At 42.5% G+C, this 25,252-nt stretch carries 21 protein-coding genes and 1 pseudogene; 15 read left to right on the plus strand and 7 right to left on the minus strand.

Annotation, left to right across the window (positions count from 1 at the left end; translation table 11 throughout):
- Positions 1–922: 922 nt before the first annotated feature.
- Positions 923–2,371, minus strand: coding sequence for a pectate lyase family protein (locus tag MKY14_RS30765; protein WP_445669871.1), 1,449 nt, complete (start codon positions 2,369–2,371; stop codon positions 923–925).
- A 249-nt stretch (positions 2,372–2,620) separates the two neighbouring features.
- Positions 2,621–3,214, minus strand: a pseudogene (locus MKY14_RS30770) (LamG-like jellyroll fold domain-containing protein); the annotation flags it as partial.
- 167 nt (positions 3,215–3,381) lie between these two features.
- Here MKY14_RS30770 and MKY14_RS03890 point away from each other — a divergent pair.
- Both MKY14_RS03890 and MKY14_RS03895 read left to right on the plus strand, forming a co-directional pair.
- Positions 3,382–4,359, plus strand: a complete 978-nt coding sequence (locus MKY14_RS03890; protein ID WP_340975825.1) for an ATP-binding cassette domain-containing protein — start codon at positions 3,382–3,384, stop codon at positions 4,357–4,359.
- Positions 4,356–4,952: an ATP-binding cassette domain-containing protein gene (locus MKY14_RS03895; RefSeq protein ID WP_340975827.1), complete on the plus strand. Its 597-nt coding sequence runs from the start codon at positions 4,356–4,358 to the stop codon at positions 4,950–4,952. Before MKY14_RS03890 ends, MKY14_RS03895 begins: the two co-directional genes overlap by 4 nt.
- A 2-nt stretch (positions 4,953–4,954) precedes the next feature.
- Here MKY14_RS03895 and MKY14_RS03900 read toward each other — a convergent pair whose 3' ends face one another.
- Positions 4,955–6,760, minus strand: coding sequence for a cache domain-containing sensor histidine kinase (locus MKY14_RS03900; protein ID WP_076304193.1), 1,806 nt, complete (start codon positions 6,758–6,760; stop codon positions 4,955–4,957).
- Between the two features lie 5 nt (positions 6,761–6,765).
- Positions 6,766–8,394 carry a response regulator transcription factor gene (locus tag MKY14_RS03905; RefSeq protein WP_340975829.1) on the minus strand — a complete coding sequence of 543 codons (1,629 nt, stop codon included), beginning with the start codon at positions 8,392–8,394 and terminating at the stop codon, positions 6,766–6,768.
- Between the two features lie 262 nt (positions 8,395–8,656).
- Here MKY14_RS03905 and MKY14_RS03910 point away from each other — a divergent pair, with 262 nt between their 5' ends.
- The 8 genes from MKY14_RS03910 to MKY14_RS03945 all read left to right on the plus strand — a co-directional run bounded on the left by MKY14_RS03910 (position 8,657) and on the right by MKY14_RS03945 (position 17,828).
- The gene (locus MKY14_RS03910) at positions 8,657–10,048 is read left to right on the plus strand and encodes an ABC transporter substrate-binding protein (RefSeq protein WP_076183515.1); all 1,392 of its coding nucleotides are present in this window, start codon (positions 8,657–8,659) and stop codon (positions 10,046–10,048) included.
- An 81-nt stretch (positions 10,049–10,129) separates the two neighbouring features.
- A complete protein-coding gene (locus tag MKY14_RS03915) occupies positions 10,130–11,026 on the plus strand; it encodes a carbohydrate ABC transporter permease (RefSeq protein WP_428323518.1) in 897 nt (298 codons plus the stop codon).
- A gap of 12 nt (positions 11,027–11,038) precedes the next feature.
- Positions 11,039–11,926 carry a carbohydrate ABC transporter permease gene (locus MKY14_RS03920; RefSeq protein WP_340975830.1) on the plus strand — a complete coding sequence of 296 codons (888 nt, stop codon included), beginning with the start codon at positions 11,039–11,041 and terminating at the stop codon, positions 11,924–11,926.
- A gap of 58 nt (positions 11,927–11,984) precedes the next feature.
- Positions 11,985–12,902, plus strand: coding sequence for a dihydrodipicolinate synthase family protein (locus tag MKY14_RS03925; protein WP_076304195.1), 918 nt, complete (start codon positions 11,985–11,987; stop codon positions 12,900–12,902).
- An 8-nt stretch (positions 12,903–12,910) separates the two neighbouring features.
- On the plus strand, positions 12,911–13,597 hold the full coding sequence (locus MKY14_RS03930; RefSeq protein WP_038570497.1) for an N-acetylmannosamine-6-phosphate 2-epimerase: 687 nt from the start codon (positions 12,911–12,913) through the stop codon (positions 13,595–13,597).
- Positions 13,590–14,597, plus strand: a complete 1,008-nt coding sequence (locus tag MKY14_RS03935; RefSeq protein ID WP_340975831.1) for an ROK family protein — start codon at positions 13,590–13,592, stop codon at positions 14,595–14,597. Before MKY14_RS03930 ends, MKY14_RS03935 begins: the two co-directional genes overlap by 8 nt.
- A 432-nt stretch (positions 14,598–15,029) precedes the next feature.
- On the plus strand, positions 15,030–16,250 hold the full coding sequence (locus tag MKY14_RS03940) for an outer membrane protein assembly factor BamB family protein (protein WP_340977018.1): 1,221 nt from the start codon (positions 15,030–15,032) through the stop codon (positions 16,248–16,250).
- A gap of 171 nt (positions 16,251–16,421) precedes the next feature.
- A complete protein-coding gene (locus MKY14_RS03945) occupies positions 16,422–17,828 on the plus strand; it encodes a GNAT family N-acetyltransferase (RefSeq protein WP_081390616.1) in 1,407 nt (468 codons plus the stop codon).
- A gap of 53 nt (positions 17,829–17,881) precedes the next feature.
- Here the strand turns inward: MKY14_RS03945 and thyX are convergent, their stop codons facing one another.
- The gene (gene thyX / locus MKY14_RS03950) at positions 17,882–18,547 is read right to left on the minus strand and encodes an FAD-dependent thymidylate synthase (RefSeq protein WP_438357163.1); all 666 of its coding nucleotides are present in this window, start codon (positions 18,545–18,547) and stop codon (positions 17,882–17,884) included.
- Positions 18,548–18,594: 47 nt separating this feature from the next.
- A complete protein-coding gene (locus MKY14_RS30775) occupies positions 18,595–18,891 on the minus strand; it encodes a GNAT family N-acetyltransferase (RefSeq protein ID WP_368665122.1) in 297 nt (98 codons plus the stop codon).
- Between the two features lie 187 nt (positions 18,892–19,078).
- Between MKY14_RS30775 and MKY14_RS03955 the strand changes: the two genes are divergently transcribed.
- Together MKY14_RS03955 and MKY14_RS03960 are read left to right on the plus strand one after the other, a co-directional pair.
- Positions 19,079–20,320: a stalk domain-containing protein gene (locus MKY14_RS03955; protein ID WP_076126017.1), complete on the plus strand. Its 1,242-nt coding sequence runs from the start codon at positions 19,079–19,081 to the stop codon at positions 20,318–20,320.
- Positions 20,321–20,439: 119 nt separating this feature from the next.
- A complete protein-coding gene (locus MKY14_RS03960; protein ID WP_036686376.1) occupies positions 20,440–20,628 on the plus strand; it encodes a hypothetical protein in 189 nt (62 codons plus the stop codon).
- 142 nt (positions 20,629–20,770) lie between these two features.
- Here MKY14_RS03960 and MKY14_RS03965 read toward each other — a convergent pair whose 3' ends face one another.
- A complete protein-coding gene (locus MKY14_RS03965; RefSeq protein WP_076310423.1) occupies positions 20,771–22,060 on the minus strand; it encodes an adenylosuccinate synthase in 1,290 nt (429 codons plus the stop codon).
- Between the two features lie 115 nt (positions 22,061–22,175).
- Between MKY14_RS03965 and MKY14_RS03970 the strand changes: the two genes are divergently transcribed.
- The 3 genes from MKY14_RS03970 (at position 22,176) to MKY14_RS03980 (ending at position 25,241) form a co-directional block, all read left to right on the plus strand.
- Positions 22,176–23,054 (plus strand): LysR family transcriptional regulator, encoded by an 879-nt coding sequence (locus tag MKY14_RS03970; RefSeq protein WP_076281138.1) that lies wholly within the window; start codon positions 22,176–22,178, stop codon positions 23,052–23,054.
- Positions 23,055–23,103: 49 nt separating this feature from the next.
- Positions 23,104–24,345, plus strand: a complete 1,242-nt coding sequence (locus MKY14_RS03975; protein ID WP_339190749.1) for a molybdopterin-dependent oxidoreductase — start codon at positions 23,104–23,106, stop codon at positions 24,343–24,345.
- Between the two features lie 152 nt (positions 24,346–24,497).
- The gene (locus tag MKY14_RS03980; protein WP_340975835.1) at positions 24,498–25,241 is read left to right on the plus strand and encodes a hypothetical protein; all 744 of its coding nucleotides are present in this window, start codon (positions 24,498–24,500) and stop codon (positions 25,239–25,241) included.
- Positions 25,242–25,252: the final 11 nt, after the last annotated feature.

Below are 25,252 nucleotides of genomic sequence, written 5' to 3' on the forward strand. Positions count from 1 at the left end.
TCCTCACGTTTCACAGGTTTCTCATGTTCCTCACGCGCGTAACACTTCTAACGGACTGTATTGCAGCTATTTTAGCTTTTTTGAGCATTTTGCTGAGTTTTCGGACTGCATAGCTCTTATTGGTCTAAATCCACACCAAAATTGAGCATATTGGGTTGAATAGCTGCATCTGAGTCCGATAGCACTGCGAAATGCCCGGATTCTTCGAAATAAGGGCTCCTGAGTCCGAACCATCTGACCTCGTAAATACTGCACTGTAAACGGTAAAATCACCGCCTAAGCGTCTGAGCAATTTCGGCGGTACAAAAGTGGTGCTAATGTGGCATTAGTGCGGTACAAAAGAGTTGCTAATGTGGCAACTAATTTATAACGCTCCTCAGGCGCTTAACACTCCTAACGGACCGTATTGCAGCTATTTTCGCTTTTTGGACCAATTTGCTTAGTTTTCGGACTGCATAGCTCTTATTGGTCTAAATCCACACCAAAATTGAGCATATCGGGTTGAATAGCTGCATCTGAGTCCGATAGCACTGCGAAATGCCCGGATTCTTCGAAATAAGGGCTCCTGAGTCCGAACCATCTGACCTCGTAAATACTGCACTATAAACTGTAAAATCGTCGTCTGACCTCGTAAATACTGCACTGTAAACTAAAATCGTCGTCTGACCTCGTAAATAGTACACTCTAAACTGTAAAATCACTGTCTGAGCGTCTGAGCAATTTCGGCGGTACAAAAGTAGTGCTAATGTGGTGCTAATGTGGCGTTAATGTGGCGTTAATATGGCGGTAGTAGCACTAATATGGCGTTAGTAGCACTAATATGTCGCTAATTTGTTGCAAAGGTGGCGCTAGTGTGGCAACTAAGTTAGTAACTTTTCTCGTTGTAGTAATGGGATATGTGTTCAGTAATTAGTTAGTCGAGTTAGTTGCTGTAATTTGTTTTCAACCATTCCTCGTTTGACCAGGACAATTTGCCTGCCCCTGAGCCGTCAACAGCGGTAAGTCTGGATTTTAGACTAGCTGGGTCATCTGAAGTGTAGCTGTAAGGTAGTGTTGTGAATCCGTTCCATGCAAATGCTTTAACGGCAGCGGGTGCAGGGGAGAGAGGGCTGTTCTTTGCTGTACTGTCTCCTCTGAATGTTGCTCCATCAAGTGAATAGATCGTATCTAAAGCTGCGATTGCACCTGTATATTTGCTATTACTTGCATCCGCTTGATTGTTGCGAAGAGGATACACTACATCAATGATTACAGAACTTTCAAGTAATACAGCTCCTCCTTCTGTCGAGATGGCTCCGTTACTTGTAACCCCGAAATGATACCCCTTGCTTGAGATCGCTTTTTCCATAGCGGAGGTTAGACGTTTTTTAGCCAATCTGGTATCTTCGTTGTCCATTACAATGTTATAGGCATGCGCATTACCACTACGAAGGCGGGGCATGCGGTCTTGTATATCTTTATAGTAGTTGTGATGGAGCGTCACAGAAAGAAGCGCATTATCAGCTGCAAACTCTGTTGCGCCTATTAAGTGGCCCTTTTTTTGACTAGCGGCAATCGCAATGATGTCGTCTTTACTTAGGCCAACTGAGCTGCTTCTTAAATAAGCGTACATGGGATAGGCAGCCTTGTTGGCTTCCATAGCATTAATTTGCTGAGTAACCCAGCTGTTTGCGTTTCTATCATCCCCTAAGAAGGATGACCATGAAATGGTGACGCCGTTGCTGCCTTTTTTAACATCAACAACTCCGTCATAAGATTTATTGAAAGTGCAGTGGTCGATCCATACGTTGTTGCTGTTTTCAATGGTGATGTAGTCCCAGTCGTTTTTATCGTAATTCCCTTTGGTTGCTTCATCCCATTCCCACAGCTCATCAAATTCAAGGTTGCGGATGATGACGTTAGAGCTTCTTTTAAAGGTAAAAGCGGCATGTTTAATGGTTGCACCCTTAGCAGAGAAAATGGTCAAACCGTCGAAGTTGTCTATAGACACTTTGCTGACACCAGTCTCTATTAATACGGGATGTGTTAAAGCATTGTTATGAGCGCTAAATGGGGAGATCTTTGCTGCATCAGAAATTTCATTCCATCCCAGATCCAAGTCGTTCATAATTTCAATAACCTTTATTTTGGATCCTTTTCTCAGTGCAGTGGCAAGATCTTCTGCGGTATATACCTTTTTATAGAGTGGACTGGTTTTTTGGATATTTCCACCACCTGTAGTTCCTGTGGCAAACCCAGCCAAATCATATTCACTAACCTGAACAGGTGTCGACGTTGGTGAAGCAGTCGGTAATGGCGTAGCAGTAGGCGTTGGTGAAGCAGTCGGTAATGGCGTAGCAGTAGGCGTTGGTGAAGAAGTCGGTGTTGGCATAGCAGTTGGTGTTGGTGAAGCAGTCGGTATCGGCGTAGCAGTTGGTGTTGGTGAAGCAGTCGGTATCGGCGTAGCAGTTGGTGTTGGTGAAACAGTCGGTATCGGCGTAGCAGTAGGTGTCGGTGAAGCAGTAGGCGTTGGTGAAGAAGTCGGTGTCGGCGTAGCAGTTGGCGTTGGTGAAGCAGTCGGAGTCGGTATTGCAGTAGGTGTAGGTGTCGGTGTAGTGCTAATGGTGTCAGAAACGGTCACGTTGTCGAACATCGTAATAGTTTTAAAGGTAACGAGCCCTGCTGCACCTTTTTTTAATTTGGAATCGGAAGCTGAGAGCTCCAGCGTATCATTTACATACATGTTGATGGTATTTCCGCTCATTTCGAGTTTTACATTATACCAAACTCCTGTTTGCAGAGCGTAAGGTTTGCTGGTCAAAGTTGTAGTAGATCCAGAAACCTTCTTTCTGATTTCCAGCATGCCATCATTACTATTATACAAAGAAGCTGCATAAAAATTATTTCCATCTATGTATCTGCCCGCAACATAAGTTCTGTTTGAGCCATTAAAATCAACTGCTTTTACATCCGCTTCCACAGTGTAATCGCTCCAGGCTGGATCACCTGCAGAAGTACGTCCTTCTTTTGTGGCAGACTGGTAATATACGCTGTTGCCTTCGTCCTCAACAATAGTCCAATTCCCACTAGTGGATGTCCATAGATTATCGCCCTCTTCAAAACGGTCTTGAAAGAAGGTAGAAGCACTTGCCGGATACACAATAAAAAGAGAAAAGAGCAGGGTAATGCACATAATAACACTAGCATTTTTCTTGAATGATTTTAGCAAACTCATTGTAATCCTCCTTATGTATTTATAAATTTATATTAATATAAATACATATATCGGAAATAAATATAAGTAATAATATGATTATAAAGTCCTTTTTTTAATTAGTGCTATAATAGCTTTTTGGGTATTCAACGATGAATTCTGATCTATACGAACTAGGAGTGATAGACTTGAGCGTAATCCGAATGGAGAACGTAACTAAGAAATATGAGAATACATTGATCTTTCGAGATATTTATTTTCGTGTGAGCAAGGGCGAACGTATTGGCTTAATCGGACGAAATGGAGCAGGTAAATCTACTGTTTTTAAGCTAATCATGGGAAAAGAGGAGCCAACGGCAGGAAAAGTAGAATTAGATCCCAATGTGAAGATCAGCTACTTCTCTCAATTTTCGGAGCTTTCCGGGTCTTTGTCTGTACAACAAGAGTTAGAACTTTGCTTCGAAGAGGTAGCACGCATTGAACAGGAGCTTAACCAAATAGGAGAACAGCTTGGGCAGGTGTCGGATGATGTCCAGATGAATGCACTTTTAGAGCGCCAAGCTGAGCTTTTTGAACAAATGGAGCATTTGGATGGCTGGAATGTATCTGTGGAAATCAATACGGTGCTGACTAAATTAGGATTCGATGAGAGATCGCGGCATCAACCTGTAGAGGAGTTATCCGGAGGCTGGAGGAACCGCGCGGCACTGGCTAAAGTCTTAATTGAAGCGCCCGATGTTGTATTGCTCGATGAGCCTACTAATTTTTTGGATATGGAAGGAATCGTATGGTTGGAGCAGTGGTTGCACCGTTTCAATGGGGCGATGCTTCTGGTTTCTCATGATCGGCAATTTATTGACAGAGTGGTCACGCGGACGATAGAAATCGAGAACTATCATTTTCAGGAATATGAAGGCAATTATACCGATTACGTTCGTAAAAAGAAGATGCGTAAAAAAGTGCTCGATCGGCAATTTGAGTGGGAAGAAGAACTTCTCCTTATGGAGTCCGAGGCCATTGAAAACCGTGGTAGCAAGAAGTCTTCTAAGGACCGTCTATCCCGTAAGCTAACGGATATGAAAAAACGAGTGGAACCTCATCCAGTTAACGTATTAATCACGATATTTATAGTAATTTACGTTTTCCTGACAAGCTGGGGGAAGTGAAGCGGATTGGACAAAGTTATGATGGCCGCTCCATTTTCCAGAACATTAGCTTCGATATTCAAAAGGAAGACCGGATAGCTATCGTGGGTCCGAACGGCAGTGGAAAGTCGACACTCATCAAGGTACTGACTGGACAAGAAGCACCGGAATCGGGGGAAGTGACTTGGGAACGCGGGGTCGGTTATGCGTACTTTAATCAGATGTGGGATGAGCTGGATCATAAAGATACCGTCAGCCATGCCGTAAATGTTTATGGACTGGGACTGGACGCACCGCGGAAAAAGGTGAATAAATTTCTAGCGATGCTGCAATTCTCGGAAATGGATCTGAGTAAAACGATTGGCAGCCTTTCAGGCGGACAGCAGGCCAGAGTGGCTTTAGCGAAATGCCTTCTCTCCGGAGCTGCTGTCATTATTTTAGATGAGCCCACTAACCATTTGGATTTAACCAGTATTCAGGTGATGGAGCAGGCGTTGATTCATTTTCCTGGCGCTGTAGTAACAGTTAGTCATGATCGGTTTTTTATTGATAAAATAGCGACGAAAATGCTCACTTTTGATCCTGAATTAGGCATTACTGAGCAAAATGTCTAGGATTACACGGGAAGTCGGATGATCACTGTCGTTCCTTCACCTACGTAACTGGAAATTTCAATTCCATATTTTTCGCCAAAATGAAATTGAATGCGATCATGAACATTTTTAATGCCAATATGCTCTTCATCTAAGGTATCTGAGGGTTGAGAGAGACGGAAACGCAGCTGTTTAAGTTTCTCTTCCTCGATGCCAATACCGTTATCTTTAACGATAATCAGCATATCCTCCCCCGATATCACCGAGGATACCTCAAGCAGACCTGGTTCACTGCGGCTTTCTAGGCCGTGTACGATAGCATTCTCTACGATGGGTTGCAAGGAGAAGTGCATGACCTTAACGATTTCGCATTGCGGATCTAGCTGCTCCATGTACTGTAATTTATCCCCAAAACGCAACTGCTGAATCTTCACATATAGCCGGACATGCTCAAGTTCTTCGCGCAGGGTAACGGTGATTTTCCCAGTCTGGATATGAATCCGAAACAATCTGCCCACGATCCCCACCATCTCGCCAATCTCTCTTTGTCCATTGATGATGGCTTTCATTTGAATAGATTCAAGGACATTTGCCAGAAAATGCGGATTGATTTGGCTTTTGAGCGCACCATACTGGGCTACTTTTTGTTGAGCCTTGGCCATCGAAGATCGCTCAATATAGTTTTGCAAATCTTTTACCATCTTACGAATTCCATTATATAGAACCCCAAATTCATCTTGACGATTACTATACAAATCTACATCGAAATTCCCCATCCCCACCAGCTTCACCTTCCGGCTTAACAGAATAATAGGTTTGGTTACGCGTTCCGAGAGGATATACATAAATAAGAGTGCAGTGACAAGCGATAAGAGCGCCAAGGTTAAAATGATTTTGCCAAGAAAAGAAGCCTGCTTAGTCATCTCTTTCTCATCAATATATTGAATGACCTTCCAGTTGGAGTAAGGAGAGGTAACAAAATTAATGTACGAATCCTTGTCATCAAAAGTACCATATAAGCTCCCGGCGTCATTGTTCATAAAAGTGTTAAGCGCCTGTTTGTCGATAGGGACTGGCTCTAAAGGACTCGTCTCCAATGAATCTGAGCTGTAAACGTTGCCCCCCTTATCGTCTAAAATAATAAATTTCCGCTTGCTATTCTCGGACAGCTTTAAGATTTCCCGTAATGAATCCAGCCGGATATCGATTAACATGACACCTAAGGGCTGCTTGCTTCCTTTTTTATTAATGACTCTGGCGATGGAGATGACGGATTGTTTGGAATTGGTGCGATAGAAGGGGAGATGACTTCCAAACAGGATTACGCCCCCCTTTTTTTGCTGCGTCTGTAAATACCAATCCTCTTGGGTGTAGTCCTTCACATCATAATCCGCACGATTGAAATTGGCGGAGTAGAATACACGTGACCCCGCGAAAATCTGCACACTGTCGACATTTTTAATCGTCATTTCAATCCCGCTGATGAACTGTTCAATCGTGTTTCCATACTGAATACTTAGATCATTCCCGATATTATCTTTGTTGATAGTCCAATGCTCGAGAGCGGTTTGTAATTGACTATCTACCTGGGCATTAAGGGTCCCTTTTTCAATACTTTGCAGATACTGGTCGATGTTGAAAGAAAGATTATTAAGGATGAGATTAGAGCTGCTTTGATATTCATTTTTGACGGCTTGATTTGAAAAAATATAGATAATCGCGGATATAATCAGCAAAGGAATAGTAATGGTCAGGATCATCAGCACAAAAATCTGCCGATTGACATGCCGCATCCGATAGCGTTTTTTTGGCTGGTTTATTTGCATCATTTTGCTTACCACCCCGATTGTTTTCTATAGTCTGATGGGGTCATGTTGGTGAAGAGCCGGAACGTTTTAACGAAATGCTTATAGCTCTTGTAACCACACATTGTGCAGACATCGGTCACTAGAATTTCCGGTTTTTTTAAGCATTCCTGCGCGTATTCCATACGGATTTCGGTTACAAATCGCATATAGTTCTTATCGAGTTTTCTTTTGAACAGACGGCTTAAATAAGAAGGGTTATAGAAAAAGCGATCCGCTACCATTTGTAGAGTAATATCTTGATCAATATTAGCTATAATGAAGGATTTAATATGTTCAAAGATAAACACATCCTGCTGATGGTTATCCGTCAGACCTTCGGTATATATGTTCCCCAGATGAACCATCCAATTCCCCAGCCACTCGAACATGACCTCAAGGGAGTGAAAATCCTCAACAAAAGTAAGGTTTAATAGTTTATCGCTGTACACACCATCCCTATGAATGTGGTTTTTATTAGCGAAGCGGATAATGACACTTATGATTTCTTGTACATACGCAAGCCATAGATCAGGTGAAGGGCCATCTGCTTTATGCAAAATATCTTGTGCCAATCGTTGCATTAATTGTAGAATTTCTTGTTTATTGGCATTTTCGATGCAGGAGATTATTCGTTTCTTATCGTTGTCATCTAGTTGGATAAGCATTGGTTTAGTAGCTGTGGCGCCTGCCTTTATGGAAGAGATATGGAATATATTCTGTTCATTCTGATAGAAGCGTTGATATAACAGCTTTTCAGACTCGTGAAGTAATGAAGTGATTTGAGACAGTTCGTTCGTCACTGTACCTATGGCAAGATAAAGGGCAAGATGATGTTCTAACGTAAGCTTGTTCAAATGCTGATCGAGTTCAGTAAGTACTTGGGTCTCAAAAGGGACAATGCTCGTTGCAGTCTGTGATCCCATGACTATTAGCCCGTAGAGTTTGGATTTAGCAGCATATGTAAAAATAGATCGTGGCAGACTCGCCGGGAGATAGGCCTCCGTTGCAAGATGTATGAACTTAGTCGCCTGTTCTCGCATCCACCTTGTGGATGGTGAAGGTGTTTCTCTGATAGGGAAACCTGCCAAAACAAAAGGGAGATACAGATAATGTTTACTTTTAAAATTACATAATTCAGCGATCAAATTAGTGTCAATTGCAGGTTGTTCTTCTTCGAGTAGTAGCTTTATAAGTTGTGAGCCTTCCAGAGTAGAACGTTTCCTTTGTTCTTGTTGTTTAAGTTGCAGCTTGTTCATGCATTCTTGAATCACGGTTAGGCTTTCTTCATATTCCAGAGGTTTGAGCAAAAAAGCATGCACACTCCCAAGCTTAATGGCTCGTTGAGCGTATTCGAAATCATTAAATCCTGTCAAAATAATAAACAAAGTATCAGGAAGGAATTGGCGAAGCTCTTCTATCATCTGAAGACCATCCATTTCGGGCATGCGAATATCAGTGATCACTAAATCTGGCTGCTCACGTAGTGCGGTAGCGACGCCTTCTTTTCCATTCTCCGCTTCAACAATACTCTGAACACCAAGCTCCTGCCACGAAAAGTAATGTTTTAATCCCGTCCGTATTAACGGTTCATCCTCTACAATCATAAGCTTGTACATGAAATCCCTCCGGAAGACTAGATTTATAGTGGATTTTTCAACAACGATATCATCAAATGTAAGTTATAAGCTAAAAATTAAAATAATTATAGGTGAAATATGTAATGTATTATAACATTGAAGAGGGGCTGAAAGAAGGTATAGGTCAGAATACGACCCTAAATGTAAAAGGAGTGGGATTCTCCTGAATTTATAATTGATTTATGATTAGCGCAAGGAATGAGAAAGCATTCTATTCCACAAAAATAATAGGGGGTAGCACATGAGAGCAATGAAAAAAGGGCTAATGAGCATTGTTGGTGTCGCACTTTTAGGTACACAGTTAGTTGCATGCGGAAATACGAATACAGCGAATTCCGCCAATGAACCAAGTAATAATACTGATAAGAGTGAGCCCGCGGCCACCGAGACTGCTGCTAAACCAGTAGAAATAACATGGTGGAATTTTCCGAGCTTTCAAGCTTTAGATGGTGAAGTTGGCAAATATGAGAAGGAAATCATTGCAGCTTTTAATGAGAAGAATCCGGAAATTAAAGTCAACCTTGAGATGATCACCTTTGAAGGCGGCCCTGAAAAACTGAATGTGGCAATTGCTTCGAATACCGCACCTGATGTAATTTATGATGCTCCTGGACGGATTATTGACTGGGGTAAAAAGGACTTATTAGCACCTCTTAATGATATGGTGACCGATGAAGTGAAAAATGATATTTCGGAAGCCTTTTGGAAACAGTCTAGTGTTGGCGAAGAGATCTTTATGTACCCGATCAATACAGCTCCTTTTATGATGGCGGTAAACAAGACTGTTTTTGAGAAGATTGGCGCGCTAGATTTGCTTCCTCTGGATAAGGAAGACCGAACTTGGACGTTTGAAGAATATAAGAAAGCGCTGGAAGCTGTTAAAGAAAAAGCACCTGATGTTATTCCTACCGGATTCTTCGCGAAGAGCCAGGCTGGAGATCAAGGAACTCGTGCATATCTTGCTAACTTAGGTGTATCCAGATTTCTAAATGAAGATAATTCCGCAGTCGCTATCAATACTGATAATGCTGCAAAAGCGTTGGATTGGATCGTTCAAGCTACAAAAGATAAACTTAGCGTTTCTGGTGCGGCTTCCCTTGCGGCTGCTGACGTGAACGACTTATTTTTACAAGGGAAATTAGCCTTTACACTCAACTATTCTGCAGTACTTAAAGCTCAGAACGTATCTAAAAAAATGGTTGAATTCGAAGATGTTCTGCTTCCATTCCCTACTTTAGATGGATCGGAACCTAAGCTTGAACCTTACCTCGGCGGTATGGCTGTATTCAATAATGGTGATGAAGCTAAGATTGCAGCTTCTAAGAAGCTGATTGATTTTATTGCTAATGATCCTGTATGGGGGAAGAAAAACTTGATTCAAACAGGTGGTTTGTCTGTTCGTAATTCGATTACAGGTCTCTATGATGATGCAGAGTACAAATACGCTGAGTATGCTCGTAAATTCACAACAGATGCACCTACCATTGCCGATGGATATGCTGATATTCGTACCTTCTGGTTCCCTGAATTACAACGTGCTTTAACTGGAGGAGCAACCGGTAAAGAAGCTTTGGACAGCTTTGCTGCAAAAGCAAACGAAGCGATTACGAAAGCAAAGGCTGCAATGAAATAAAAAAAGTGAATGGTGTCCAAAAGAATAGAGTGCGGGAAGCACTCTTTTCTTTTTAAATCATCGAAGAAATGGGGAAGGACTGTGGGGACAACGGTTCGCAAAATAAAAGGTTATGTGATTCGTGACTGGATGATGAGTTATCTCTTTTTAGTGCCGGCATTTGGGTTTTTCCTGCTTTTTGTAGCTTATCCGATGGTGAAAGGGGTCTATATTAGTTTCTTTGATTACTCCTTGAGAGATTTCAGCTTTATTGGCCTCGATAATTATATCTCCTTAATAAAAGATGATAACTTCAGGAAGTCGATGGGAAATACATTATTGCTTGTACTCATCACCGTACCCATCGTTATTATTTTCTCGTTATTTATCTCTATGAATATTTATAAGAAAAAAGAGTTTGCCAGATCGTTTTTCCGTGGAGTGTTCTATTTGCCGGCTGTATCCTCGGTCGTAAGCATCACAGTCGTTTGGGGCTGGATCTATCATCCGAACTATGGGATTCTAAATTATTTGACCAGCTTTTTGGGAATGGAGCCTATATCCTGGTTAGGAGATACGAGGACTGCACTGCTTGCTATTATCGTGGTTCTGATAACGACCTCTGTAGGGCAGCCGATCATTTTATATGTGGCATCTATTGGGAACATTCCTACTTCTTACATAGAAGCAGCTGAGATTGATCGAGCGACGCCTTGGCAGATTTTCCGGAAAATATTATGGCCAATGCTAATGCCAACGAACTTATATATTATCGTGATTACCACGATCAACACCTTTCAATGTTTTGCACTAATTCAGTTGCTCACCTCGGGTGGACCTGTGTATAGCACATCGACTGTTATGTATGGCGTTTACGAACAAGCCTTTATGCTCGGTCATTTTGGATATGCCTCGGCGATGGGTGTCATCCTTGCGATTGTGATCGGGATCATTTCTATCATTCAATTCAAATACTTTGGCAGTGATGTTGAGTATTAAGGAGGGGACATCATGAATTCTACGAATCCGTTAGAACTGAGAGCACCTATTGGCCAATCTAAGAAAGTAAGCAAATGGAATAAAGAATTGACGATTCCAAAAATATTAGCGACCATCCTGTTGATTCTAGCAACGTTGTTTTTTATCTTCCCTTTTTATTGGGTGGTTTCAGGGGCATTTAAGCTTCAGACTGTGGCAACAACGATCCCCCCGGAATGGTTTCCGGCTAAGCCGACTCTGCAAAACTGGACCGAGTTATTTAAGAATCCCGTTGAGCGCTGGATGTTTAACAGTTTCATCATTGCTTTTTGTGAAATGGCAGCGATTTGTATCGTTTCTTCCTGTGCTGGATATGTGCTAGCCAAAAAGTCTTTTCCTGGCCGAGGCATTATCTTTACGATGTTTGTTGCCGCTATGGCATTGCCTAAGCAAGTTATTCTTGTCCCGCTGTTTACGATGCTTGCAGATTTTGGGTGGGTCAACACGTATAAAGGGCTTATTTTACCGGCGATTGGCTGGCCATTTGGAGTCTTCCTAATGAAGCAGTTCGCGCAGACGATTCCAGGAGAATTAATTGAAGCAGCCAAAATAGATGGCAGCTCTGAAATTCGTTTGTTCGGAACCATCATTTTACCTTTGTTAAAGCCTGCAATAGGGGCACTGGCAATCTTTACTTTCATCACTTCTTGGAATGATTATTTCAGTCAGCTGATCATGACCAGATCGACTTCAATGATGACATTACCACTTGGGGTAGCGACTCTTCGGGGTGAATTCACAACAAACTATGGATTGCTTATGGCGGGTGCTGCGTTAGCCTCTATTCCTATGATTGCAATTTTTCTAATGTTCCAAAAAGCCTTTACCCAAGGGATTACTATGGGGGCTGTAAAAGGCTAGTTATTCTTATAACAACGAAAATTAATAGTAATGAATTAAACGATGGAGGCTGTAATTTATGAAATCATATGATCTTGAATCCTTTAAAGGCATTATTATTGCTATGTACTCCAGTTATGATGCTGAGGGGGAAATCGATAAAGAAGCAGCCCGAAAATTAGCTCGTCAGTATGCTTCTACGGGAGTAAAAGGTCTTTATATTGGCGGAAGCTCTGGCGAAGGTATGCTGCAATCTGTAGAAGAACGCAAACAAATGCTCGAGGCAGTTATAGCAGAGGTTGGAAAAGAGCTTACAATCATTGCTCACGTGGGTGCTCCATCTACAAGAGACAGTGTTGAACTAGCTATCCATGCTGAGAAAGTTGGCGCACATGCCGTATCGGCTGTTCCTGCGATCTATTATCGTCTGTCTCCGGACAGTGTTGAAAGTCATTGGCAGGCAATTATTAATAGTACAGCGCTTCCATTTATTATCTATCACATCCCGCAAACTACAGGCTTTCAATTATCGAAAAGCTTGCTGATTAAGATGGCAGCTCAGGATAAAGTGATCGGGGTGAAAATTTCGGCGGAGAGCACGTTTGAGCTTCAGCAATTTAAAGCCGCAGGCGGGAAGGATTTTCTAGTCTTAAATGGACCTGATGAGCAGTATTTGGCGGGCCGCAGTATTGGGGCAGATGGCGGGATTGGTGGAACTTATGGGGTGATGCCAGAGTTATTCCTAAAAGTGGAACAATGTTATGTGCAAGGAGAGATGGCTGAGGCGCAGAAATGGCAGTTTATCATCAATGATCTCATTGTTGAATTGCTATCCTTTCCTTCATTATATGGTGCGTGTAAAGCGATCCTTAGTGTGCGCGGATTTGAAACAGGTCAGCCAAGAATGCCGCTTTTACCGATTAAGGATTCCGATCAGGAGCGGGTGGAAGCTCTGAACAATAGAATATTAGATTATATTCTTGAAGCGAAAGGATAGGGTTAATAATGACTCGAATAAGTGATATCTTTCCGGTGAAAGGTCTGATTGTTTCCTGTCAGGCACTTGAGCATGAGCCGCTTCATGGTGGGGATACAATGGCTAAAATGGCAAGAGCAGCGGTTCAATCAGGAGCTATAGGAATCCGGACAAATGGTGTTCCAGATATTGTAGCTATCAAAAAAGAAGTAAATGTACCGGTCATTGGACTTATTAAACGGGATATTCCCGGATCAGCCATATTTATAACACCAACCTTAGATGAAGTGAAGGCGATTGTTTCTGCAAAAGCAGAGATTGTTGCGCTTGATGTAACGAATCGGGAAGAACGCTTAGAGTCAGTAAAGCCATTAATAGAATATGCACATCTGAGAGGTGTGCTGGTTATGGCGGATATTTCGACATTTGAGGAAGGGCTTGCCGCTGAGAAATTAGGTGTGGATTTCATCGGTACCACGCTTTCAGGCTACACCCCATACAGTACACAGCAGGAAGGACCGGACCTTGTCTTAATTCAACAATTAAGCAAATTAGTGAACATTCCTGTTGTTGCGGAAGGACGGATATGGACACCGGAAGACGCAGCAAAAGCTAAGAATGCGGGGGCATCCTATGTTGTTGTAGGAAGTGCAATTACTAGGCCGCAATTGATCACTTCGAGATATGTTAAGGCCGTGAGCAATTTCAATGACTGACGGAGGTGAGTCCGCGATGGAAGGGTATGATCCTCATATAGAATATGCGATCGGAGTAGATATTGGCGGCACGAAAATTAATGCCGGACTCGTCTCTTCACAAGGGGACGTTTTACATACTGTAAGCCTAAGCACATTGACAGGACAGAAGAAAACAATGGATCGTATTATACTAGCTATTCGGACATTAATGGATGAAATAACAGCACAACAAGCGGGAATTCAGCTCCAAGGAATTGGCGTAGGATCAGCAGGGCAAATGGATTGGGAGGCTGGGCGTGTCCGCTCCGCTTCGGAGCTTATTCCTGGCTATGCTGGCACAGCTTTGAAGGAGTTGCTTCAGACACAGTTTCAACTTCCGGTAATCGTTGATAATGACGTGAATGTATTAGCAATAACAGAGAAATATTTAGGTTCAGGCAAAGAGGTAAAAGATTTTATCTGTCTTGCCCTTGGTACGGGCGTGGGTGGAGCGATAGTCGTAGACGGCCATCTTGTCCACGGTTCTTGGGGTGGGGCTGGAGAGTTAGGCCATATGTCCGTAGATTTCAAAGGGCCTGCATGCGTTTGTGGTGGAACAGGCTGCTTGGAGCAGTATGCTTCAGGCACAAGTATCGCACGTCGCATGCGCGACAAGCTTTTATTACATAACCAGTCCCCAGAGAATGTAGACTCACGGGAAGTGATAGCGAGATGGCGGGCAGGTGACTCTCTGGCCACAGAGTTAATGGAAGACACGATTGCTGCGCTCGGATCCGCGATTGCTTCATTAATCCATATTTTTAACCCTAAAGTCATCGTCATTGGCGGTGGAGTTGCTGAAGCAGGCGAACTTTTGTTTGAAGGCATTAGAAGGGAAGTAAAGGGCAGAGTAATGCCATCGATGCTGGAAAATGTTCGTATTGAAGCAGCCTATTATGGTAATTTATGTGGAATGATCGGTGCGGGGCTGCAGATGTGGGAGTATAGTCCCGATAAAGTAAAGAGAGCAGAGCTATAAGGGTCTATTCACCATCTATCTGTATAGAAAGTCATGGAGCAATACGTAGAAGCGAGTTTAATTGTACATCGTACAACTATATTTCTCGAATCCCTCCAGCCGATGGGTATAAGTGTATTTTGTACAGCTATATTCTTGATTTACAGCCTTAGTGGTGGCTTCTCGTGTTTTTAGTTGTAGAAAATGCAACTAAAGTCAAAATGATTGCATTCGCCTACGAAATAACTGTATAGAATACATTTATTCTATTTCTCAGATTCCCCTGAGATCCGGTGTAATTGAGCCATTGAGGCGAATTGGACCAGACAATCCCGATTCAGAGCTCCAACATCGCTTTCAGTTTTGAAGCGAGTTGTTGACTCGGGGCGGCCGGATTTTTCATATGGATTAAGCTCGTTTACAGTGAATGAACAAAGGAGAGCCATTTTGGCTGTGGGGCAGGGTGATTTCGAGCTTAATCATCAATATGGCAAACTGTTTCGGGTTTGCTTTGAATCTGACACTGTGGAGCTGCTATTGGAGACTAAGGCATCCCTTATGTCTCCCCTGCTGATCAGCCCAGCCTCCATTTTAGTTGCGACCAATAGCATTCGAGATAATCAGCTCATTTCGGTTGACGAAAACGGCCAGATAAATTGGAAGACTGCAGTGGATGGTGTACCGTATGGCAGGCCGGTGGTAAACAGCGAAGGGTATATTTACCTGTGTACATATGAAGATGAGTCACAAATTATTGGGAGACTCTATGCTTTTGATGCGGATGGAACCATAAGATGGGTTTACAAGTGCTCGTCCATATTTTGGTGCGATCCGGTTATTTCCCGTGAAGGAATCATATATATTGGTCAAAATGTGAATTCCAAACTTTATGCTTTTAGTCCTGATGGAGAGTTGTTGTGGGAGAAACCGATGGGTCAAGGAGAAGGGCACCGTCCCCCTGTCATAGATCAGGATGGGGTTATGTATGGGTGTCTTTCTAGCCAGTTATATGCCATTGCTCCGGATGGCGAAGTGAAATGGATATACCAACCGGAGGAAAGCTACGTTGACACCAGCCCTTCCCTGGGCGCAGACGGTAATTTATACGTAAATTTGACCGGCGGGGAATTCATTTGTTTAACGCGAGACGGTGAACAGCTATGGAGAGCGGAAACTAAAGGTTTTGCAATAACTCAGCCAATTCTCGGCCGATGCGGCAACGTTATTCAAAGTCGCTTAATGGATAACTCGATTGAAAGCTACTCCGTTGTTGATATTTTTTTCCAAAAAGGAGTGCATTTAGCGGAGACCGCAATCAAAGGTTCCATTCATTCGGTGATTTTGGCAAATGATGACGTGATTTACGTCCTGTCCTCCTATTGGACGGCTAAGATGGAGCCTAAATGGGAACTTCATTTGCAAATCTCCATCGGGCAGTCCCAAGGTTGGACAACAGTACTGGGGGAGAAATTCAACTGGGAAACGATTGGTGAAAGCGCCAGATCTTTGTCTAACTTGATCTCTTCCCTTGTACTTGCTATAGGATACTTTGATGATGATGTGCGGGAGAGTGTAGAGCAACTGGAGACTATTGTACCTGCTCCGCTTATTCTGAAATATGACTGGGTAGAGGACGATGAGTCGCTTGGTCGGAGATTTGCTCCGGCACAGTGAATTATATAGTCCTAATTAGAAAAGTGTTTTTTTATAAAATGCTATAGATATGGTGGAAGAGCAAAAGCTCTGCCTATTAAATTCCCTTGATTTAATAGAATAATTTACCGATAATGTTAATGGGGGAACCCAGAATCAAATCCGTCATGAAGCAGGAGGCACTATCGGACAATGATGACTTTAATGAACATGGTGCGGGGAACGGAAAACGATCTTCCTGCTAAAGAGATGATTAAGTATTGGAATCATGAGCCTGGAACCTTAAAGATGGTAAGGGCCAGCAGCAATTTTATTTATACCTTTCAGTGGAATGGTAACCGCTTTTATTTAAGGTTTACTCATGAAGAGGATAATTCTCCAGACAATATCCAGGCAGAGCTGGATTTTATGATGTATTTATTAGAACAAGGTTATGAGACTGTCTCTCCAGTGCGTTCTAAGTCTGGTAATTGGATTGAGACGTTGTTAACGGATCACGGGCGATACCACGGGGTAGTTTTTGAACAGGCCCAGGGTGAATATGTTTCACTTGATGAGATGAAGGAACCTCATTTTTATCAATGGGGCCAATCGCTTGCACGTCTGCATAATTTTTCGGAAACCTATGCACCGAGCACACCTTATCGCAAAAGCTGGGTCGATTCATTGAATTTTATTTATTCCGTATTGAGCAGGCATCCTGAGGAGCATAAGGCGCTTAAGGAATATGAGCGGATTGAAGCTTGGCTATCAGAGCTTCCTTTTGGAGTAGGGCATACTGGGCTCGTGCATTATGATTTTGAGATGGATAATATCTTTTATATGCAAGAAGAATCCCGCTACAGTGCCATCGATTTTGATGACTCTATGTATCACTGGTTTGCGATGGATATTACATCGGCGTTAAGAGACCTGACGGAATCGGATGATAATGAGAGTAGAAGAAACATTGACCATTTTATTAATGGATATAGATCGGTTAAGCAGCTAGATGATGAGTATATGAAGTTGATACCTGAATTTCAAAGATTTGCAGACTTATACAGTTTTGCTAGATTACTTCGGTGTATGGAGAATACGGATGATTCTATTTTCCCGGATTGGGCGAAACAGCTTAAACTGAAATTAGAAAGAGTTTGTGACCGATTACGAACCGGCTTTCAAGCACATATAGTGCTGAAGGATATTACTGAAAAAAACTGGTACGCTTGTACTCAATTAGAAGTATCGGATGAGCAAAAGGCTATTTTTCCTGTACCGGTGGTCTATTGGTTAGCCGAAGCAGCTTATTGTGGTATGACCCCGCTCGCTTTATACGCAGATGAAGAATTGGTAGGTTTCTCTGTGTATAGCGTAGATCCTGAGGATGGAAGTTATTGGATTATGGCTTTTATGATTGACCAGAAATATCAGAACAGGGGTTTAGGCAGAACGGGTATGGATACCTTAATTCGTTATATTAAAGCAGAACATCATTGCGACAAAATCGTTATTGGCCATCGGATCGAAAACGAACGTGCTACGAATTTATATACATCACTCGGGTTCGTTGAAGTCAGTAGGGACGAGTTTGAAGTTGTACGAGGGTTGGTAGTTTAAAAAGGGAAAAGCCGCCAAGGGTTTGGCGGCTCTTTTTTATATAAGGAAATAAATTAATCTACAGAACCGGTAGCCAGCAGCTGATCAAAAGAGACAGGGAATAGTGGCTCAATCAGCGATAAAATTGCTTTTGCATACTCCTGAATTTCTTTCTGAGCGTCATGCTCCAGTCTTTGATTTAAAAAATGGGCTACAGATTGAACTGAAGCTGTCCAGTACCAACGAACGAATAATCCATAAGCGGGTAGAAACAGTCTTGCTTGTTCAGCACATATGCCATCTGCTAAAGCTGCTTCATACTTAGATAATCCTAACTCGGTGTATTCTTGAAGCTCACGGGTGTATTTTTCACCAAGCTCCCATGCAATGATGTCACCACTGCCTTGTTTGGAATTCTCTGGTTTGGATCTCCATTCTCCCGCAGCAGGTTGATAAAAAACGGGTTCTTCTGTTATGTATCTTCGGCTGGATTCGTTCCAGGCTTCCAAGCTATCTCCAGTCCCTTCGTAATGAGCAGAACCGACTACGTATTTCCACCACTGTCTCGCAACCATTAATGGGGCATAAACCTCAAATTGAGTGATGGCATGGCGGAAAGGAGAGGTATGTCCTTCACGGGCAAGGAATTTTATTAGTTTAATATCCCGATCACTAAGCTCAAAAGATTGTTTTGCATAAGAAACACGCGCAGCGTTAGCAACCGTTAAATCTGAGCCCATATGATCTACTAATCTTACATAACCTTCATTTAAAACTTTGATTGTTGTCAATTTAATGTAGCCTCCTTTTCCAAAGCAGAGTAAATGAGTTCGTCACACCATTGTTGATTGCAAAATCTAGTCTCTCTGAGGATTCCATCCCTAATCATTCCTGCTCTAATCATAACTTTTTCAGATTGAAGATTCTCTGCATTGGCATAGGCAACGACTCTATGGGCATTAAGAGAGCTAAAGGCGTAGCCTATCAGTGTTTTGACGGCTTCTGTCGCATAGCCCATTTTCCAGTATTCCGGCAGTAGGACCCAGCCAATCTCCCATCGCTTGTATAATCTCTTAATATCAATCTGTCGGCTATTATTTCCATGAGTTAATACCTCCTAATCCATGATTATAATGGAAGACTCTGTAATTATCACGGAGTAAATTCACTAGAAATACAAAAAAATATTTCTGTAAATTTTTCTCTAGTAAAATTGTGGAATTGTGATACAGTAATTAAGGTTTATATATTTAGAGGGGGATGTAAGGAAAATGAAAGCTATTAAATGGAGCATCACTGCAGCGTTAGCAGTATCTATGTTGGGTCCAATACATACAGTGAAGGCGGCAGATACGCGTAACGTCGATTACGATCAAGGTAGTATTTTACGGAGTGCCAGTTCAGTTTCGTCATCATACAATGAAGGCAATCCGCAGGTTGAAGATTTGATTTTTCAGATGGATGCGACCGAAATCACTGTTGGGGACAATGTTCCGGTACAAATCTATGCTAAAGATGCCGATGGCATATCTGAACGCGTTCCGTTAGCTCAAGCAAATGTCGTAATTGAAAAACCTTATTTGCTGCAAAAGCAAGCCGATGGCACAATGAAAGCCTTAGCGGTAGGAGAAACGAACGTAACGGTCATTTCAGGATCAGATTCCAAAACAATAAAAGTTTCGATCAGTGCGGACCATGATATTGATCAAGGTGCATTTGTTAATGGAACAATGTATTTGCCGGTTCAATCGGTTTTTCAAACGTTGGGAGCAACAGTCCAAGTTAATACAGCAACTAAAATCTTTAGCATTCGCCTAGGAGATTTACCAATACAGCTTCAACTCGGAAGCGATATTGCAATGGTGAATGGTGCGAAGGTCAAAATGAGTGGTAAAGTGCAAAAGATCGACGGATCTACAGTTTTTCCTGCCACGCTTTTAAAAACTGCACTGTCAGCAGAGTTAATTTGGGATGGAAATTATCAGACGATGGAGATCTACTTCGGCAAAGCAGAGTTGTTCGCCTATACGAAACAAACCGCGCAGATTTTTAAGAAAGAAGAACAAGGAAACCTCGTTAAGTTCATTGGAAAAACATATTGGCTCAATCAATTCGACTCCGATTATAAGTTCCAAAAAGTCACTATTGTAGATATTTTACCTGATTATGAAGGTGAATTCGCCATTTCATTTAAGGTTTTATCAACGGGGCAAATTCTTAACTCTTATACAATGTCGGGGGATGAGTTGATCCGTACATTAGGAAATAAAGAATATTTCTTAACAACGGATCCATTTAAGACCTATAAGTGGTCGGATGCGATTTGGAGTAAGATTAAAAAGAGCATAGTTGCTACTGGGATGACCAAGCAACAAGTGGAGTTTAGTTGGGGTAAGCCTATAAGTAAATCCACATTATCAGGTAGTGGCATTCAAGTGGAGACCTGGCAGTATGGTAATTATAACTATGTTACCTTTACGAACGGTGTTGTCTCCATGATTTATACGAATTAATTCTTCCTAACTTCTGCGTTACTTTAGTCATAGAGCCTGTCTTTGCGACATATCATTTTGGAGAAGCACTTTCAGAATTAAAGTGTTGACTATTGTTGGCCGAAATGAGGGGTTTATTCATGGCAAAGTCAAAACGTGGACATGCACTTTGGAATTTACCATCAAGGGGCAGGGGGACTTGTCCAATCTGTCAGAACACCCGTATTAAGCTGCTTTATCCCAAGAAAAAAACGGATGGAGCAGTCGTTAAGGTCTGTAAACGCTGTGACAAGGCTCCGCAGACGAAAGTGGATGCCGTGTTGATTTAAAAAGAGTACACAAAAAGAGGCTGTCTCAAAAGTGGATTTTTCTACGTATGAGGCAGCCCTTCTCATGAATAAAACAAAGAAGCACTTCTCTAATAAGAGAGGCGCTTCTTTTAAATTTTACAGAGATTTAGTACGTATATGATTATTTCGTTATCCGATTAATGACCTGTTCGCGTCTAGGACCCACGGAAATCGTAGTAATACGCGTGCCAATAGAGGTTTCAATAAAATCAATGTAAAGCTTAGCTTGTTCTGGCAGATCTTCGAAGTCGGTGATCTGAGAGATATCGCAGTTCCAGCCAGATAAATGCGTGAATATCGGTTTTGCAGAGTTCAGTTTATTCGTAGCCGGGAACTTGTCGGTGATCTCTCCATTTTCAAGCTCATAAGCCACACAAACTGGAATCTCTTCCAAATAACCAAGCACGTCAAGATTAGTCAACACGACTTCAGTGGCACCCTGCATTTGGCAACCGTAACGAGTAGCTACAGCATCAAACCAGCCCATACGTCTAGGACGGCCAGTCGTAGCCCCGAATTCCCCGGCATCGCCACCTCTTGTACGAAGTTCATCCGCAACGGGCCCTTCTAATTCTGTAACAAAAGGTCCAGCGCCGACACAACTGGAATAGGCCTTGGTTACAGCGATGACATTCGTGATAGCTGCTGCAGGAAGACCGGCACCGACAGGTGCAAACCCGGCAAGTGTTGAAGAGGAGGTGGAGTAAGGATAAATACCGTGATCAGGATCACGCAGAGCCCCAAGCTGACCTTCAAGTAAGATAGTCTCTCCCTTGGCATAAGCCTCTTGCAGCAAGTCTGTTGTATTGGCTACATAAGGCACTAGCTGTGCAGCTTCTTCTTGCAGCTGAATCATTAATTCCGAGATTTGGATCGGCGCTTTCTTATATAAATGCTCAAGTAAGATATTTTTGGAAGCGAGTAATTGTTCAAGACGTTTCTCAAGTCGGGCGGTATCAAATAAATCCGCTACCTGTATGCCTAGCTTTGCATATTTATCTGCGTAAAATGGTGCGATTCCCCGTTTTGTTGAACCGAATCCTTGAGATCCCAGACGTTCCTCTTCTAGTTCATCAAACAAACGATGGATTGGAAGCACGATTTGCGCCCGTTCGGATACGAATAATCTAGGCTTTGGCACACCTCTATCCGTTAAAGCTTTCAATTCTTTTATTAATACTTCTGTATCAAGTGCTGTTCCGGGTCCAATAATGTTTGTAACGGAAGGATAAAATACCCCAGATGGCAGCATATGCAATGAAAATTTTCCATATTGGTTTATGATGGTATGCCCAGCATTACTACCACCTTGAAAACGAACGACAAAGGAAGATTGTGCAGCTAGCACATCCGTCATTTTTCCTTTTCCTTCGTCGCCCCAGTTTGCTCCTACAATTGCAATTACGGTCACGCGTTTTCGCCTCCCAAGCTTGTTTTTGGCTACAGGACTAAGTATAATGCTAGTTAAATCATTAGAAAAATTGATATAAGTTATATCTATTATAAGGTGGAGTAATGACGTGGGGATGGACATTAATTTGGAGTGGTATCGCTCTTTTTATTGGGTAGCGAATACTGGGAGTTTAACTGCTGCGGCAGATCGACTCAATATTACACAACCGGCAGTAAGTCACACGATTAAACAATTGGAAGAAAAAATGGGCGGCCCGTTATTTTTTCGCACTTCTCGCGGGGTCGATCTAACAACAGAAGGAAAAGTACTGCTAAGCTTTATTGAGCAAGCCTTTCATCATGTAGACATGGGCGAAAGAGCGATCGCAGATATGAACAATCTGAACAGCGGCGAGATTCATATCGGAGCAAGTGACACCTTATGCAAATATTATCTGTTACCTTTTTTGGAGCAATTTCATGAACAATTTCCCAATATCCGCATTCATATTACAAATCGTACGACACCAGAAACACTTACGCTTTTAAAAGAAGGGAAAATTGATTTTGGTATCGTCAGCTTGCCGACATCTGATAAACAGATTGATTTTCGCAAAAGTACTCAGCTTCAAGATTGCCTGGTAGGGGGCAAAGGTTTTCGTCATTTGGCGGACAAGACCATGCCGCTTGCAGACATTCAGCAGTATCCGTTGTTATGCTTAGAAGCGGGTGGCAGCACCAGAAAGTATATGGATCAGTTTTTAGCTTCTAATCATCTGACGATTACACCTGAATTTGAACTGGGAAGTGTGGATTTGCTTGTTCAGTTTGCGAAACGTGGTTTTGGCCTTGCTTTTGTTATTCGTGATTACGTAACCGAAGAATTGAAGAAAGGTGAGCTTGTCGAGATTCCTCTGGACCCACCTTTGCCAGAACGTAACATAGGAATTGCTACCCTGCGTGGAGTTCCTCTTACAGCTGCTTCAAAGTCTTTTCTAACATTATTAGAGTAGAATCAGGAAAGAGCTATTAGAGCATACATAGTGAAGAGGAGGAAAGGTAATGAATCCTTTACTGGCTCGGCTGCGAAAGGGATACGGGAAAAAGCTTCGGGCGCTTCATACCTGGAATGGCTGGCTGGTTGTGTTGCTCACACTCACAGGACTTGTACTTGTAGGTGGCTTCTGGCGTGGCTTCTTAGGGGAAGGCAGAGTATGGATCAAAGGGCTTCATATCGTGGTCGGTGTCGCTTCGATCATTCCGGTTATTTATTATTTGCTGCTGGCAGGGAAACATTGGAAACAACTGAAGGAGCGGCCTTGGCAACGTTTTAATGTAATCGTTGTACTTTCATTGCTGCTCGGCTGGTTCGTTTCAGGAGTACTACTCTGGCAATTCCGCGTGGTGGGTCCACATGTATCGAACGTTGCTCTGATCGTCCATGACTTATTGACCTGGATAGGCCTTCCTTATATTATTTATCATTCTTTGACTCGGGTAAAATGGCTTAAAGAACCGAGCCGGCGGATAGTGAAAAGTGGCATTGAGACAGGCAGCCCTTCGAATCATCGGGAAACCCCGCAGCCGGTTTATACACGTAGAGCTTTCATACGCGGATCGATTGGTGTTGGGCTTGCGGTAACTATAGGTCCATCGTTTATAAAATGGCTCGGCAGTTCAATTGGAAATATCGGAGGCAGCGAAACAATTGATAAGCTGATCGAAAGTGATCGTAATCAGTTGTTGCCTGCACCCCAGCCACTGGCGGCATCCTCACCCCCTCTCGGAGGAGGGGCGCAAGGACAATTCCGTGTTTACACAGTCACTCCGATTCCAGAGTTTACGAACAACAATTGGTCTTTTACGATAGATGGGCTTGTGGAGCAGAATTTCAAGTGGAACTGGGAACAGTTCGTAAAGCTGAAGCGGACCGTTCAGGTGAGTGATTTTCACTGTGTGACAGGCTGGTCAGTCTATAAGAATACCTGGGAAGGAATCAAGCTAAAAGATCTTTTGAGTCAGGCCGGTGTGAAGCCCACAGCTAAGACTGTGAAATTCTATTCGGGTGATGGTGTATACACGGATACGCTCACATTGGAACAAGCCGACATGGATGATGTGCTGGTCGCGGTAATGCATGATGGAAAGCCGATTCCTAGCGATCTCGGCGGTCCTGTACGGTTAATCGTTCCGAAGATGTTCGCATACAAGTCTGTGAAGTGGCTGAACCGGATTGAGCTGATCGAAGGCGATCATACGGGATATTGGGAGCAACGCGGGTATTCAAATGATGCGTGGGTATAAAATAGGGATCGTTAACCTTAATGGGCTTATTGCCTGTTAAGGTTTTTTTGTTGATTAATTCCTTATTTTTTTAGCATATAGCAAATGAAGAGACGTAATAACAGAAATTGCTCCATACAATAGAAGTGACTGGGATGCAGGAGGTGGTTGTGATGAACGGGGTTAGAGCCATAAAGCTGTTGGGACTTATTTTCGGTGTGGTACTACTGAACATTATCGTGTTGTCACCAGGTTTATTAGGGGTGGAAATCGGAGGAACCAGTGTATTTGAAATAGCTTTAGGTGTGACATTGTTGTTTGTTAGTCTACTTGTTGTTCTTTACGGAAGTTATATTTTATTGTTTAAACCTTCATCTATCCCTACTGTGAAAATACTGAAATCTTATGAGGATTATATAGCCGCGCTTACTCAATACAAAAATGTCAAAGTGCTGAAAAAAGACATTGCGCTTGCTCTAGATCAGATATCCCGGATGGAAAAGAAGAGAAGTACCTTGTTAGATGTTTTAGGTCAGAGATTCGAATCCACTGAACTTAGCTTCAAAAAATTTAATGCAGTCAGTTATGAAGTAGCAAAGCTTTTTTACCTGAACATTCGAGGGATTCTGAATAAACTCAGTGTATTTGATGCCTCAGAGTTCACCCTTTTCTCCAGCCAGCATAGACCCTCGCAGTTCTCAGATAAACTGGTGCAAAAAAAGACAGCTTTGTACAATGAATATTTAGCCTACGTAACAGGGTATCTTGGGGCAAATGAAGAGATTCTGCTGAAGCTGGATAAGCTGCTGCTGGAAATATCGCTACTTGACAGTACAGATTATACAGATGTTGAAGAGATGCCTTGTATGAAGGAAATCGATGAGCTGATCAAGCAGACGAAATTCTATAAGCAATGAAGGGGAGATGT

The sequence above is a fragment of the Paenibacillus sp. FSL R5-0887 genome (genome assembly GCF_038002305.1).
Taxonomy (GTDB): domain Bacteria; phylum Bacillota; class Bacilli; order Paenibacillales; family Paenibacillaceae; genus Paenibacillus_AQ; species Paenibacillus_AQ odorifer.